Raw genomic sequence first — 14402 nt, forward strand, 5'->3', positions numbered from 1 at the left:
CGGCCCGGTGGCCCCGGGAGGTTTCGTACTGCTGCAACACACCGTTCATAAGCGTCGTCAATTATTGACCTCACTTATGAACGACAGGCCGGCGACGGCCGGACAGCAGATGAGGAGTGCTCGCGTGCACCCCACCCCCTCCCCCAAGGGCCGGGCCCTCGGCCGGTTCGGCCCGCCGCTCGGCGCGGCCGCCGCCGTGCTCGGGCTCTGGTCCCTGCTCGCCCGGTCGGGCGCGGTGGCCCCGGGGCTGCTGCCCACGCCGGCCGACACCCTCGCCGCGCTGGCCGACAGCGCCCGCAGCGGGGTACTGGCCGACGACCTCGGCGCGAGCCTGGCCCGCGCGGGGCAGGGCTTCGCGCTGGGGGCGGTCGTGGGCGGCGCCCTCGGGTTCGCGACCGGCTACCTGCCGCGGCTCTCGGCCGCCGTCACCCCGGTGGTCTCCTTCCTGCGGCCCATCCCCGCCATCGCGCTGGTGCCGCTGGCGACGGCCTGGTTCGGCATCGGCGAGAGCGCGAAGCGGCTGCTGATCGCGTACGCCGTGCTCCTCGCGGTCTGGCTGTACGTGCACGACGGGGTCTCGCGGGTGCCGGTCTCGCACCTGAGGGCGGCCCGGTCGCTGGGCGCTCCGCTGCACCGGCGGTTCACCGAGGTGCTGCTGCCGGCCGCCGCGCCCGCGCTGCTGGCGGCACTGCGCTACGGGGCCTCGGTGGCGCTGCTGGCGCTGGTCGCCGCCGAACTGGGCGGCGCCGACAGCGGGCTGGCGTACCGGCTCCAGGTGGACGGCCAGTTCCTGCGGGTGGACCGGATGTTCGCGGGGCTGCTCGTGCTCGGGCTGCTGGGCGTGGCGGCGGATCTCGTACTGGCCGCCGTCGGGCGCCGTTTCGTCCACTGGAGCGCGTCATGAGCCTCGAAGTACGGCTGGAGGGGCTGACGGTGGGCTACGGAGCGGCGCCCGTGCTGGAGCGGACGGACCTGGTGTTCCCGGCGGGGTCGTTCACCGCGCTGCTGGGGCCCAGCGGCTGCGGCAAGTCCACGGTGCTGAACACGGTGGCCGGCTTCGTCCGCCCGGCGTCGGGCCGGGTGACGGCGGGGTCCGCGCCGGTGGAGGGGCCGGGACCGGACCGGGGCGTGGTCTTCCAGCACTACGCGCTCTTCCCGTGGCGCACGGCCCGGGGCAACGTCGAGTTCGCCCTGAAACGGCTCGGGCTGCCGCGCCGGGAGCGGCGCGAACGCGCCCTGGCCGCGCTCGCGGAGGTCGGCCTCGCGGACGGCGCGGAGAAGTACCCGGCGCAGCTGTCGGGCGGGATGCAGCAGCGCGTGGCACTGGCCCGGGCGCTGGCGGCGGAGCCGGAAGTGCTGCTGATGGACGAGCCGTTCGGGGCGCTGGACGCGCTGACCCGGGGCCGGATGCAGGACCTGCTGCGGGAGCTGTGGCGGCGCAGCGGGACCACGGTGCTGTTCGTGACGCACGACATCGACGAAGCCCTTGCCCTGGCCGGGCGGGTGGTGGTGCTGGGCGCCTCCCCGGGCCGGGTCCTGGCCGACCATCCCGTCCCCCCGGGCCCCCCGGATCCGGAGCTCCGCGCCCTGATAGCCCGCCACCTGACCACCCCCTGACCCCGCCCGGCCGGACCGGCCGCACGCCGCCCGGCCCGTGGCCCGGATCCGGGTGGCCGGGCGCCGGGCCCGGCCCTTCGGCATCCGGCCGGACCGGCCCGCGACCGGCTGCCGCGCTCCCGGCCGAGCCGCGGCCCGGCCGCACGCCGCCCGGCGCTTCGGCACCCGGCCGGCCCGTGGCCCGGATCCGGGCGGGCCGGCGCCCGCCCGAGCCCGTCTGCGCGCGGCCGGGCGCCGCCCGCCCCCCTCTGTTCCCACCCCCGCTCCCCCGTCCCCGAAAGGACCCGTCCCATGCCCCGATCCAGACCCGGCGTCCGCGCGGTGGCCGCCGCACTGTCCGCCGCACTGCTGTCCCTGCTCGCCACCGCCTGCGCGCAACCCCCGGAGGGGAACGGCCGGCGGGCCGTGACCGTGGCCGGGAGCGACCAGCTCGGCGGCGCGCCGGTGTACCTCGCGCAGGAGCGGGGGCTCTGGGCCGAGGAGGGCCTCGACGCCACCGTGACCACCCTGTCCACCGGGCGGGACGCGCTGAACGCCGTCCTCGGCGGGCAGGCGCAGTTCGGGGTCGTGGGCGACCTGCCCGCCGTGACGGCCGCGCTCGGCGGGCGGGACGTGCGGATCGTGGCCGACCTGTCGCGGTTCTCCGACTGGCGCCTGCTGACCCGTACCGACCGGGGCATCACCGGCTTCGCCGCGCTCAAGGGGCGCAAGGTCGGGGTCCCGCAGGGCACCAACGTCGAGTACGCCCTGAGCCGGATGCTCGCCTCGGAGCGGCTGACCCCGGCCGACGTGACCGTGGTCAACCTGGCCCCGAACCAGGTCGCGGCGGCGCTCGCCCGCGGCGACGTCGACGCGGGGGTCACCTTCCCCAGCTTCTACGACGCCGCCCGCACCGCCCTGGCCGACCGCTACGCCGAGGTCCCCTTCTCCGGCTACACCGCCCGCACCCTGCTCGTCTCGGGTCCCTCCGCCGACGACGCCGCGGCCACCGCCGTCCTGCGTACGGTGCTGCGCGCGCAGCGGGCGGCCGGGGCCGACCCGGCCGCCGCGCGGGCGGCCGTCGTCACCCAGTCCAAGGGCGCGCTCCAGGCCGGCTACGTGGACGCCTTCCACCCCCGCTACACGTACGGCGCGAGCCTGACCCCCGAGCTGCTCGCCCAGCTGGCCGACGAGGCCGCCTGGGCCAAGGCCGCCCAGAACCTGCCCGGCGCCGCCGACCGGCAGAGCCTGCGCGAACGGCTGCGCCCCGCACCCCTGACGGCGGCCGACCCGGCCGCCGTCACCCTCCGCTGACCCCCTCCACCAGGAAGCAGGCACGACCCACCATGACCGTCGACCAGAACACCCTGCGCCGCCGCGGCACCGGACTGCGCGCCCACGACCCCGAGCGCAGCCACGGCGGCTACACCCTCTACACCCCCATCACCAGCGAGGGCACGATCCACCTCGTCGACATCGAGGGCAAGCCGGTCCACACCTGGAGCTCCCCGCACCCGCCGGGCCGCCAGGCGCAGCTCCTCCCGAACGGCAACCTCTTCTACGCGGCGAAGGACACCTCCGGCCCGACCCTCTTCCCGATCTGGGACGTCTACCACGGCGGCATCTTCCAGGAGCTGGCCCCGGACTCCACGGTGCTGCGCGAGGCCCGGCACCCCTTCCACCACCACGACGCCTCGATCCTGCGCAACGGCAACCTGCTCATCACCGGCGTGGAGCCGCTGCCGGCGGCCGACGCCGCCCGGATCCGCGGCGGGATCCCCGGTTCGGAGGCTCCGGGCGGGGTGATCTACGGGGACGTGGTGTACGAACTGACCTGGGACGGCGAGGTGCTGTGGCGCTGGGCGGCCATCGAGCACCTGGACCCCGAGGAGGTGCCGCTGAACCCGCACTTCGCCCGTGAGCACTGGCCGATGGCCAACACGGTCAACGAACTCGCCGACGGCGGGATCGTGGTGGGCTTCCGCAGCGCTTCGACGACGGTGGCCGTGGACCGCGCCGACGGCTCCGTCCGCTGGCGGATCGGCCCGGACGTGCTGGCTCAGCAGCACCACCCGCACGAGCTGCCGGGCGGCAACATCCTGGTCTTCGACAACGGGACCTACCGGGACACCACCTCGGTGCCGTACTCGCGGGTGCTGGAGCTGGATCCGGTCAGCGGTTCGGAGGTCTGGTCGTACGAGGACAACCCGCCGCAGAACTTCTTCAGCCCCTACATGTCCAGCGCGCAGCGCCTGCCGAACGGGAACACCTTCGTCGCGGAGGGCTCCTTCGGCCGCCTCTTCGAGGTGACCCCGGAGGGGGACGTGGTGTGGGAGTTCGTCGTCCCGGAGTTCGGCTCGTTCAGCCGGGGCACGGGCCTGGAGTCCTCGCGCGGCGCCCAGAACTCGGTGTTCCGCGCCTACCGCTACGGCGCGGACGAGATCCCCTGGCTCTGACGGCCGGCGGCCCCCGGCACCCGGGCCCGGTTCCGGGCGCCGGGGGCTCCCGCGGAGCTCCGCCTCTGCCCCGCCAATCGGATGGCAGGATTCCGGCGGCTGGTTTCGGCCACACGGCCGGACGAGACGGGCGGACTGCGCCCGAAGGGCGCGGCCGTTGCGGCCCGAGGGGTGGCCGAAAGGCGACCGCGCCCGGATGAACAGGGGCTTACGGGCTGGTAACTTGCGCGAGTTGATCAAGGCCGGGGCCCGGTTTCACCATGCCGCCCGGCCGGAGCCACCCCCCAGTACCAAGGAACCACATTGGCACGCACCGTCCGCACGACGGCCCTCTCGCTCACCCTCTCCTTCGCCCTGCTCCCCGCCGCGCCGGCGTTCGCCGACTCGCCGACCCCCCACCTGGACTCGGTCGAGCAGACCCTGCGCCAGGTCTCCCCCGGCCTGGAGGGCTCGGTCTGGGAGCGCACGGCCGGCAACAGCCTCGGCGCCTCCGCCCCCGGCGGCTCCGACTGGCTGCTCCAGACCCCCGGCTGCTGGGGCGACCCGTCCTGCGCCGACCGCCCGGGCTCGCGCCGGCTGCTGGAGAAGACCCGGCAGGACATCGCCCAGGCCCGCCAGAGCGTGGACATATCCACCCTCGCACCGTTCCCCAACGGCGGTTTCCAGGACGCGATCGTGGCCGGCCTCAAGGAGGCCGTGCAGAAGGGCAACCGGCTCCAGGTCCGCATCCTGGTGGGCGCCGCGCCGATCTACCACGCCAATGTGATCCCGTCCTCGTACCGCGACGAGATGGTGGCCAAGCTGGGCCCGGCGGCCGCGAACGTCACCCTCAACGTGGCCTCGATGACCACCTCGAAGACCGGCTTCTCCTGGAACCACTCCAAGCTCGTGGTGGTGGACGGCGGTTCGGTGATCACCGGCGGCATCAACAGCTGGAAGGACGACTACCTCGACACCGCCCACCCGGTGAACGACGTCGACCTCGCGCTGTCCGGTCCGGCGGCGGGCTCCGCCGGCCGCTACCTCGACACCCTGTGGGACTGGACCTGCCGCAACAAGACCAGCTGGAGCAGCGTCTGGTTCGCCTCCTCCAACAACGCCGGCTGCATGCCCACCCTGCCCCGGCCCGCGGCCCCGGCCGGCGGCGGTGACGTCCCCGCCCTCGCGGTCGGCGGCCTCGGCGTCGGCATCCGCCAGAGCGACCCCACGTCGGCGTTCAAGCCGGTCCTGCCGACGGCCCCCGACACCAAGTGCGGCATCGGCGTGCACGACAACACCAACGCCGACCGGGACTACGACACGGTCAACCCGGAGGAGAGCGCCCTGCGGGCGCTGGTCGCCAGCGCGAACAGCCACATCGAGATCTCCCAGCAGGACCTGAACGCGACCTGCCCGCCGCTGCCCCGCTACGACATCCGGCTCTACGACACGCTCGCCGCGAAGCTCGCGGCCGGCGTGAAGGTCCGCATCGTCGTCAGCGACCCGGCGAACCGCGGCGCGGTCGGCAGCGACGGCTACTCGCAGATCAAGTCGCTCAACGAGGTCAGCGACGCGCTGCGCGGGCGCCTCACGGTCCTGACGGGCGACGAGCGCAAGTCGAAGGCCGCGATGTGCCAGAACCTCCAGCTGGCGACCTTCCGCGCCTCGGACAAGGCGACGTGGGCGGACGGGAAGCCGTACGCCCAGCACCACAAGCTGGTCTCGGTGGACGACTCGGCCTTCTACATCGGCTCGAAGAACCTGTACCCCTCCTGGCTCCAGGACTTCGGCTACGTCGTCGAGAGCCCGGCCGCCGCGAACCAGCTGAAGGACTCCCTGCTGGCTCCGCAGTGGAAGTACTCGCAGGCGACCGCGACGTACGACTACGCGCGCGGCCTCTGCCAGGCCTGACGGCCCGGCCCGGGCTCCGGGCCCCGCTCCGGGTCAGCGCCTGCGCTGACCCGGGGTGGCCGCAAGCAGCAGCGCCTCCGAGACGAGGCGGGCGCCCCGGGAGAGACGGCCGAGCTGTTCGAGCTCGATGGCGTACATCCTGATCGTGTTCTCGATGACCGACTCGGCGACGCCCATCGTCGGCAGCTCGGCCCGGCTGGTGTGCAGGGCGACGCGGACCGCGCGCATCTCGTGCTGGAGCTGGAGCTGTACGTGCCGGGCGAGCAGGGCGTGGTGACGGGTCAGCGTCAGGTAGCTGCCGTAGCGCGCCGGGAGGAGGTCCCGCAGCCAGCGGGTGGCGCTGCGTTCCCAGTCGTGCGTACCGGGGGCCTTGACCTGCAGGGGCCAGTCCGGGCTGCGCGTGAGGGTGGCCGTCTGGGGCATTCTCGTCACTTCCGAGGGTGTCGAACTCTGATCGAGACACTGCTGGGGGGCGGCCTCGGCCCAGGGGTTGACCGAGGCCGCCAGGGGCGCTCCTCCGGGGGATCCACAAGCCTTGACGCGGCACCCGGTCCCGCCGTGAGGAGGTTCGGCGTACTGGGTGGCCGTTCGAGGCGGACGCGGGGAACGTCCGCCTTTGGCGTCTGAGGGATCCGGAGCGCCGCCGTCAGTAAACATATATACCGTCGAGTAATCAAGGGTATGAAAAATTTCATGCATGCCCTGGCGCTGAATATCCCGCTTCCACACGTGGGTGCACGACGGGTGAAATCGGCCCTTACAAGAAGAAACCGTGCTGGTCGGCGACCTGCTCGTACTGTTCGAGCCGCGCCTGGGTCCGCTCGGGGTCCGCGTCGGCCATGGCCTGGAGCAGGGCGGCGGAGAGCATGCCGGGGGCCGCGTACGAGTCGAACACCAGCCGGGAGCCGGTACCGGCGGTCAGCACCACGTCGGCCGCCTCCACCAGCGGCCCGACGGTGGGGTCCGTGATCAGGACGACCTTCAGCCCCGTGCTGCGGGCCGCGCGCAGGGCGGCCAGGGTCTCGTTCGCGTGCCGGGGCATGGCGAAGGCCAGCACCCAGCTCCCGCCCGCCGCCCGGCACTGGAGCAGGGCGTCGTAGGCCACGCTGCCGCCCCGGGTCACGAGGCGGACGTCGGGGTGGATGCGGCGGGCCGCGTAGGCGAAGTACTCCGCCAGCGAGACCGAGATCCGCAGGCCCAGCACGGTCAGCGGCACGGACCGGGCCAGCTCGCGGCCGATGTCCAGCACCTGGTTGGTGTCGGCCAGGAGCCGGCGTACGTGCTCCAGGTTCTCGATCTCGGCGTCGACGGCGGCCTGCAGTTCGTTCCGGCGGATCTGCTCCCGGCTGTCCGGGGTGCCGGCCACCGCCGACAGGGCGATGGGCTGGAGCACGTCGCGCAGGGCCGGATAGCCGCTGAAGCCGAGGGAGGAGGCGAACCGGGTCACCGAGGGCTGGCTGACGCCCACCCGCTCCGCGAGCTCGGTGATGGAGAGGAAGGCCGCCTCGGTGAGGTGGTCGATCAGGTACTGGGCGATCCGCCGCTGGCCCGGTGAGAGGCGGTGGCCGTCGAAGAGCGCGAGGAGCCGGTCGGCCGGCGGTTTCTCCTGCCCGGGCGGGGTCCCGCCGGGCGTGATCGCGGCCGCCTGCGCGCGTGCCTGCTGCCCCGATGACACCGGCGGCCTCCTTCTGACGTCACTCTCCCTCCAACATAGCCCACGCTCCGTGGCCGGATGATCATTTGGAGGGCGGGGGCCGCCGCACCCCTCGGGCACGGCGGCACCCGGTCACGCCTGGGGCCTGGAGGGGCGGCCCGAGCCGCGGGTGAGGGAGTACCCGTAGATGCCCGCCAGGGCTGCGAGCACCCCGCCGGCGGCCGTCCACAGCCAGCGGTCGGACCACCGGCCGCCGGACCAGCCGCCCTCCGGGGCGCGCGCCTCCCGCTGCTGCTCGGAGGCGCCCGCGATGCCCGGGACCAGGGGCTCGGCCAGGGCCGCGTCCACCGCCCGCGCCCCGCCCGTCTCCTTCATCTCGGCCTCGACCTGCGCCTTCACGGGCAGACCGAGGTCCTCCTCGTGCGCCCCGACGACCGTCAGGCGGACGTAGTAGCTGCCCGGGAGCGGGTCGTTGGACCAGGCCTCGGCCCCGGAGCGGACGGTGCGCAGGGTGCAGGAGAGCTCCACGGTGGCGGTCTGCTTGGCCGCCGCCGCGCTCTGGTGCCCGTACATGCAGGGCTGCCTGCGGCGCAGGCCGTCGTACACGTCGAGCTGCCACGTCTGCGCCCCGTGCCGGGCGGCGGACTCCGGGAGCGTCACCGAGGCCCGCACGGTGGCCCGTTGGCCGGTTTCGGCGGGGAACGCCCAGTAGAGGTAGTCGCCGGTGGATCCGGAGGCCGTGGCCTTCTGCCCGGGCCTGAAGAGCGCCGCGGTGCGGAAGCCCGTGCCGGCCTCGGTCGGGGCCTTGCCGTCCTTCCCGGTGCCCTGGCCCGCGCTCGGGGTGGGGCTCGGGGCCGCGGTGGCGGCGGCCGCCGGGGCCAGGAGCGCGGCTCCCGCCAGCAGGGCGGCGGTCAGGGTGCGTACGGTACGCATCAGTTGGTCCTCCAGACGGAGATGCGCCAGCGCGAGATCCAGCCCCAGACCAGACCGGCGAGCAGGCCGGTCAGCACCAGCAGGCCGATCAGCCACCAGCCCCGGCCGAGGCCGAAGGAAGCCGCGTCGGAGCCCCCGTCGGGGCCGTCGACGAGGTCGATGGTCAGCTCGACGGGCATGCCGGGGGTGGTCTTGACGGCCGGTCCGGCGGCGAAGGAGTTGCTGACCTGGAGGCAGACGGTCTCGGGCTTCTCCGCCTCGTCCCCGTCGAGTCCGGGCTTCGGATAGCGCAGACCGGTGGAGATCACGTCGGTGCGGCCGTCCCCGGCCTCGGAGCCGCGCACGATCTCCCGCCCGTGGGCGGTGGTCGCGCGCAGCAGCACGCCGTAGTCGTTGTTGACGGCCCGGTCGGCGCCGATGCTGACCGAGGCGCGCAGCTCCTGGCCGGGGCGGACGTCGACCTTGTACCAGCGGTGCTCGCCGAAGGTCTCGCGGTCGCTGTAGAGGCCGGCCTTCAGCAGCGGGGCGCTCTCGCACTGCTTGGCGCCCTCGGCGGCCACGGGGGTGGCGACGGGGTCGGCGGCGCGGTCGACGAGCTGTCTGACCCTGCCGGAGAGTTCGGCGGTGTGCGTCACCGAGGTGTACGTGCCTCCGGTGGCCTCCGCGATGCAGGTGAGCTGGGCGCGGGTCTTGGCGTCGGGGACGAGGCCGAGGGTGTCGACGACGAGGTGGATGCCCTTGGCGGCGATCTCGCGGGCCACCTCGCAGGGGTCGAGCGGGGCGCAGGTGTCCTCGCCGTCGGTGATGAGGACGATCCGGCGGGTGGCGTTGCCGCCCTCCAGGTCCTGGGCGGCGGCCTGGAGGGCCGGCCCGATGGGCGTCCAGCCGGTGGGCGCGAGGGTGGCGACGGCCGTCTTGGCCTCGGTGCGGTTCACCGTGCCTACGGGGTAGAGCTGTTTGGTGTCCTTGCAGCCGAGCGCCCTGTCGTCACCGGGGTAGGTGGCGCCCAGGGTCCGTATGCCCAGGCGGACTTCGTCGGGTACCGCGTCGAGGACCTCGTTGAAGGCCTGCTTCGCGGCGGCCATGCGGGACTGGCCGTCGATGTCGTTCGCGCGCATGGAGCCGCTGACGTCGAGCACGAGCTCGACCTTCGGCGGCTCCTTCGCCGGTCCGTCGGCGGCGGCCGCGGTCGACGGGAGGAGTCCCGCGGTCAAGGCGACGAACAGGCCGCAGGCCCCTGCCGCCAGTCGTTTTCTTGTGATCATCGCCGGATCGTATTGAGGATCCGGCACCAATCCAAAACGTGTACCGGCAGGCGGTGTCCGCCCTGGCGGGGCCGGCTACCAGCGCACCGGCAGCCGGGTCACGCCGTGCATCAGGCTGCCCGGGATCCACTCCAGGGGGCCGCCGTCCGGGTCGGCCTCCAGGGCGGGGAACCGTTCCAGCAGGCCCCGGACCGCGATGCGGCCCTCCATCCGGGCCAGCGGTGCGCCGAGGCAGAAGTGCAGCCCGTGCCCGAAGGCGAGGTGGCCGCCGGGGGCGCGGCGGATGTCGAACACGCCGGGCCGGGCGAAGCGGGCCGGGTCCCGGCCGGCGCCGGAGAGGGAGGCGAGCACGACCGACCCGGCGGGGATGAGCACACCGCCGATTTCCACGTCCTTGGCGGCGTAGCGGTAGGTGGTGTTCTGTACGGGGCCGTCGTAGCGGAGCATCTCCTCCACGGCCCCGCCGAGCAGGCCCTCGTAGTCGGCACGGAGGGCGGCCAGTTGTTCCGGGTGCGCGAGCAGGGCCCGTACGCCGTTGGAGATGAGGCTGACCGTGGTCTCGTGGCCGGCGACCAGCAGCAGGAAGGCCATTCCGATCAGCTCGTCGGGGGAGAGCGAGTCTCCGTCCTCGTCGCGGGTGCGGATCAGCGCGCTGAGCAGGTCGTCGCCGGGGGACTCGGCCTTCTCGGCGACGAGGTCCGTGAGGTAGAGGGTGAGCTGGTCGAACGCTTCGGCGTTGGTGGTCTTCGGACGGGGCGCGACGATGTCGTTGGACCAGCGGCGGAAGCGTTCGCGGTCGAGGTCCGGGACGCCGAGGAGCTCGCAGATCACCGTCATCGGGAGCGGGAAGGCGAGGGCATCGATCAGGTCGGCGGCGCGCGCGGGCCGGGCGGCCATCGCGTCCAGCAGTTCGTCGGTGATCTGCTGGACGCGGGGGCGCATCGCCTCCACCCGGCGGGCGGTGAACTCGCGGGCCACCAGGCGGCGCAGCCGGGTGTGGTGGGGCGGGTCGGACTCCAGCATGTTGGAGTTCGAGGCGCTGGGCTCGATGTCCGGATACAGCCCGGAGTTGCGCCAGTCCTTCAGCAGGTCCGGGTGGGTGAGGGCCTGGCGGGCCTCCTCGTACCCGACGACGAGCCAGTACGGGTCGTCGTCGGGCCTGGCGCCCGTGACCTGGTGCACCGGCCCGGCGGCGCGCAGTGCCGCGTAGAAGGAGTGCGGGTCGGAGTCGAAGTCGGGGGCGCTGGAGGCGATGTCGACGAGGGCCATCCGATCACCCTACGACGGTCAAAGCCCCCCGGAGGGGGCGAATCCGGCCACTCGCCACCGGGTGGGTGGCCGGTCTCGTCCCGTTCGCGGGGGCCTGTCCGGTCCGTCAGCCGGGCAGCCCTTCGGGGAGGCGGCCGGTGTGCACCACCCCGAGGTGCTGGGTGGCGCGGGTGAGGGCGACGTAGAGGTCGCTCGGGTCGAGGTCCGCGGGCTCGGCCACGATCACCGTGTCGAACTCCAGCCCCTTGGCCTGGCGGGCGTCCAGCAGGACCACCGGGCGGGTGAGGTCCGGCTGCTCCCCCGCCGGTACGCCGGGCAGCGCCGCGGCGAGCGCCGGGTGCAGGGGGCGCGGGGCGATCACCGCGAGCCGGCCTTCGGCGGGCGCGCCGTCGCGGACGGCCTCGGCGACGGCGCCGGGGAGGTCGGCCGCCGCCCGCACCCAGGGGCGTACGCCGGTGGAGCGCACCGAGCGGGGCGGTTCGAAGCCGGGCCGGTGGGCGCGGAGCACCCCGGCCGCCAGCTCCATGATCTCGGCGGGCGTACGGTAGTTGACGCCGAGCCGTACGTGTTCCCAGCGGTCGCCCACGTACGGGTCGAGGATCTGCTTCCAGGAGCCGCAGCCGGCTTCGTCGCCGGTCTGCGCGGGGTCGCCGACCAGGGTCATGGAGCGGGTCGGGCAGCGGCGCATCAGCAGCCGCCAGGCCATCTCGGACAGCTCCTGGGCCTCGTCGACGACGAGGTGCCCGAAGGCCCAGGTGCGGTCGGCGGCGGCGCGTTCGGCGGTGGTGCGGTGGTCGGCCTCCTCCTGCCGCTCGGCCATCCGCTCGGCGTCGATGATGTCGTGGGCGGCGAGGTACTCGTTCTCCATGTCCTCGAACTCGTAGGACTCCGAGCCCTGGGAGAGGTCGAGGACGCCCTGGGCGTAGGCGATGCGCTCCAGCCGGTCGCGGTCGGCGGCGGCCTTGCGGGCGCTGTCGTCGACGCCGAGGAGTTCGGCGGCCTCGTCGAGGAGCGGGACGTCGGCCGGGGTCCACTCCCCCGAGGTGCGGCGGATCAGCCCGGCGTCCTCGGCGGGGAGGTGGGTGGGGTCCGCGAGGAAGTCGGCGACCAGCTGCTCGGGGGTCAGGTGCGGCCAGAGGGTGTCGATGGCGGCGTGCACCTCGGAGCTGGTGGCGATCTCCTTGCCGAGCTGCGCGATGTCGTCCGGGCCGAGCAGGTTGGGACCTCCGTAGGGGTCGGCTCCGAGCCGGTCGGCGAGCTGTTCGGTGAGGGCGTCGACGACGGCGAACGCGAAGTAGGGGCGGGCCAGGTTGTGGGGCAGGGCGGTGGTGCGGGCCCGGTCGCGGGCGGCGTGGGCCATGGTCCGGTCGAGCAGGAGGGTGCCGTAGTCGTCGTGGTCGATCTCCAGCGCCGGCTCGGGGACCACGGCGCTGTCCTCCCCGCTGCCGGCGGGCACGGCCTCGGGGAGCGTCTGCCGGTCGGCGACGACCCGGGCGAGGACGTCGGCCATGGCCGCGCGGCCCTTGACGGCGGCGGCGCCGGGGCGGTCGGTGCCGGTGGCCCTCAGGCCCGGGTACAGGTCCCCGGGGGAGGCGAGGAGGACCCCGGTCTCGCCGAGGGCGGGCAGCACCTCGCCGATGTAGCCGAGGAAGGCGGGGTTGGGGCCGACGATCAGCACGCCGCGTTTGGCGAGCAGCTCGCGCTGGGCGTAGAGGAGGTAGGCGGCGCGGTGCAGGGCGACGGCGGTCTTGCCGGTGCCGGGGCCGCCCTCCACGACGAGGACGCCCTGGTGCGGGGAGCGGATGATGCGGTCCTGGTCGGCCTGGATGGTCCGCACGATGTCGTGCATGCGGCCGGTGCGGGCGGCGTCGAGGGCGGCGAGCAGCACGGCGTCCGCGTCGGCGCCCTCGTAGCCGGTGCGCTCGGTGTCGGCGAGGTCGAGGATCTCGTCGTGCAGGGCGGTGACCCGCCGCCCCTTGGTGGTGATGTGGCGCCGGCGGCGCAGGCCCATCGGGACGTGTCCGGTGGCCAGGTAGAAGGGGCGGGCGGCTTCGGCGCGCCAGTCGAGGACGAGCGGGGTGCGTTCGGCGTCGTCCTGCCGGATCCCGATGCGGCCGATGTGGTGGTCGCGGCCGTCGGAGAACTCCAGCCGGCCGAAACACAGACCGTGTTCGGCGGAGTTCAGGGCGGAAAGCAGACCGGACTGCTCGGCGACCAGGACGTCCCTTTCCAGCCGCGCCTGGAAGCCGGTGCCGCCTTCCCCGAGGGCGCCCCGAACGGCCCGTTCGGCCTGGTCCCGCAGGTCTTCGAGGCACGCGTAGAGCTCGTTGATGAATTCCTGCTCGCTCTGAAATTCGGTGTTTGACAATTTCGCTCCCAGCGCGATACGATGTCCCCGTAAAGCTTCGCCACGCCCTCTTTCAACAGAGAGCGTGAACCATCGAATATACGCGGAAGCACGCCCCGGACGTCAATTCGTCCGGGGCGTTTTTGTATGCCGTTCCGGTCAGCGCACGTCGAAGCTGACGGAGGAGGCCTTGTCGTTCATCCCGTCACCGACGTAGGCGTTGTAGCCATAGTAGGTCTGGTGGGCGCCCCGGAAGTCGCCGTGCTCCCACAGGGTGATCGGGCAGGTGATGCCCTGCGCGGAGCTCACCGTGTCGTTCCACCCCCACTTGGACAGGCTGTTGAACTCCGGATAGCGCCAGTTGCAGCCGACGCTGCCGCGGAAGGTGAACTCGCTGCCGCCGGAGTTGGCGTCGCTCCATATCTTGCCGAGGTCCTTGTACTCGGCCGCGGCGCCGAGCGAGGCGGCCTCCGCCTTGGTCGCGAAGCAGCCGCCCTCGCCCGTGTCGATGACGAGGGCACAGAACTTCGCGGGCTTCGGTGCCGGCTGCGGGGTCGCGGCGGAGGCCGGGCTGACGGCGGCGGCCAGCACGAGCGACGTGGCGGCGAGCGCGAGCGCGGATCGGACGATGCGCATGAATGCTCCTCAAGTATGCGGACAGGGCGCTTCGTCCACCGAAGGGACCTTTGGGAACTGAAGCGCGACATCACCCAACAACGCGGCATATCCACCCGTCCAGGACGCGCAGGTGCCGGTGGCATGTTTCGTACGGGTCCGCGCGCCGGGCCGGCCCGTACGCGGCTGGCGCGATCACGGCGCGCGGAGCGGCTGCGGGGCCGGTCACCGGCCGGCGCGCGAAGGCGCCGGCCGCGCCGCGTGGCCGAAGCCCCGTGCCCGTGCGAAGCCGGGCGCACTGCCGCCGATTGTCCCGATACGGGTGGACGGCGCCGCGGCGGGCACCCGTACGAGGCAGCCCGCTCGCGTCATATGAG

Annotated in this window: 12 protein-coding genes; 5 read left to right on the plus strand and 7 right to left on the minus strand. The window is 73.6% G+C overall.

Annotated elements, in window-relative coordinates; translation table 11 throughout:
- Positions 1 to 124: 124 nt before the first annotated feature.
- The 5 genes from ACZ7IF_RS33915 (at position 125) to ACZ7IF_RS33935 (ending at position 5942) form a co-directional block, all read left to right on the plus strand.
- Entirely contained in the window at positions 125 to 904 is a 780-nt protein-coding gene (locus ACZ7IF_RS33915) for an ABC transporter permease (protein WP_470979612.1), read from the plus strand.
- Positions 901 to 1617, plus strand: coding sequence for an ABC transporter ATP-binding protein (locus tag ACZ7IF_RS33920; protein WP_470979614.1), 717 nt, complete (start codon positions 901 to 903; stop codon positions 1615 to 1617). The genes ACZ7IF_RS33915 and ACZ7IF_RS33920 overlap by 4 nt, the downstream gene beginning before the upstream one ends.
- A 291-nt stretch (positions 1618 to 1908) precedes the next feature.
- A complete protein-coding gene (locus ACZ7IF_RS33925) occupies positions 1909 to 2910 on the plus strand; it encodes an ABC transporter substrate-binding protein (protein ID WP_470979617.1) in 1002 nt (333 codons plus the stop codon).
- Between the two features lie 32 nt (positions 2911 to 2942).
- On the plus strand, positions 2943 to 4052 hold the full coding sequence (locus ACZ7IF_RS33930; RefSeq protein ID WP_470979620.1) for an aryl-sulfate sulfotransferase: 1110 nt from the start codon (positions 2943 to 2945) through the stop codon (positions 4050 to 4052).
- A gap of 303 nt (positions 4053 to 4355) precedes the next feature.
- Positions 4356 to 5942: a phospholipase D-like domain-containing protein gene (locus tag ACZ7IF_RS33935; protein WP_470979623.1), complete on the plus strand. Its 1587-nt coding sequence runs from the start codon at positions 4356 to 4358 to the stop codon at positions 5940 to 5942.
- A gap of 33 nt (positions 5943 to 5975) precedes the next feature.
- On the opposite strand, the gene ACZ7IF_RS33940 is transcribed toward ACZ7IF_RS33935, so the two are convergent.
- The 7 genes from ACZ7IF_RS33940 to ACZ7IF_RS33970 form a co-directional block, all read right to left on the minus strand.
- Positions 5976 to 6365 (minus strand): hypothetical protein, encoded by a 390-nt coding sequence (locus tag ACZ7IF_RS33940; protein ID WP_362462246.1) that lies wholly within the window; start codon positions 6363 to 6365, stop codon positions 5976 to 5978.
- A gap of 334 nt (positions 6366 to 6699) precedes the next feature.
- Positions 6700 to 7617, minus strand: coding sequence for a MurR/RpiR family transcriptional regulator (locus ACZ7IF_RS33945; RefSeq protein ID WP_470979625.1), 918 nt, complete (start codon positions 7615 to 7617; stop codon positions 6700 to 6702).
- Positions 7618 to 7728: 111 nt separating this feature from the next.
- A complete protein-coding gene (locus ACZ7IF_RS33950) occupies positions 7729 to 8529 on the minus strand; it encodes a hypothetical protein (RefSeq protein WP_470979628.1) in 801 nt (266 codons plus the stop codon).
- Positions 8529 to 9794, minus strand: coding sequence for a VWA domain-containing protein (locus tag ACZ7IF_RS33955; RefSeq protein ID WP_470979630.1), 1266 nt, complete (start codon positions 9792 to 9794; stop codon positions 8529 to 8531). Before ACZ7IF_RS33955 ends, ACZ7IF_RS33950 begins: the two co-directional genes overlap by 1 nt.
- 75 nt (positions 9795 to 9869) lie before the next feature.
- Positions 9870 to 11063: a cytochrome P450 family protein gene (locus ACZ7IF_RS33960; RefSeq protein ID WP_470979632.1), complete on the minus strand. Its 1194-nt coding sequence runs from the start codon at positions 11061 to 11063 to the stop codon at positions 9870 to 9872.
- 106 nt (positions 11064 to 11169) lie between these two features.
- Positions 11170 to 13431 (minus strand): HelD family protein, encoded by a 2262-nt coding sequence (locus ACZ7IF_RS33965; RefSeq protein ID WP_470979635.1) that lies wholly within the window; start codon positions 13429 to 13431, stop codon positions 11170 to 11172.
- A 138-nt stretch (positions 13432 to 13569) separates the two neighbouring features.
- Positions 13570 to 14046 (minus strand): hypothetical protein, encoded by a 477-nt coding sequence (locus ACZ7IF_RS33970; RefSeq protein ID WP_470979638.1) that lies wholly within the window; start codon positions 14044 to 14046, stop codon positions 13570 to 13572.
- Positions 14047 to 14402: the final 356 nt, after the last annotated feature.

The organism is Streptomyces sp. NPDC037421 (genome assembly GCF_055602105.1).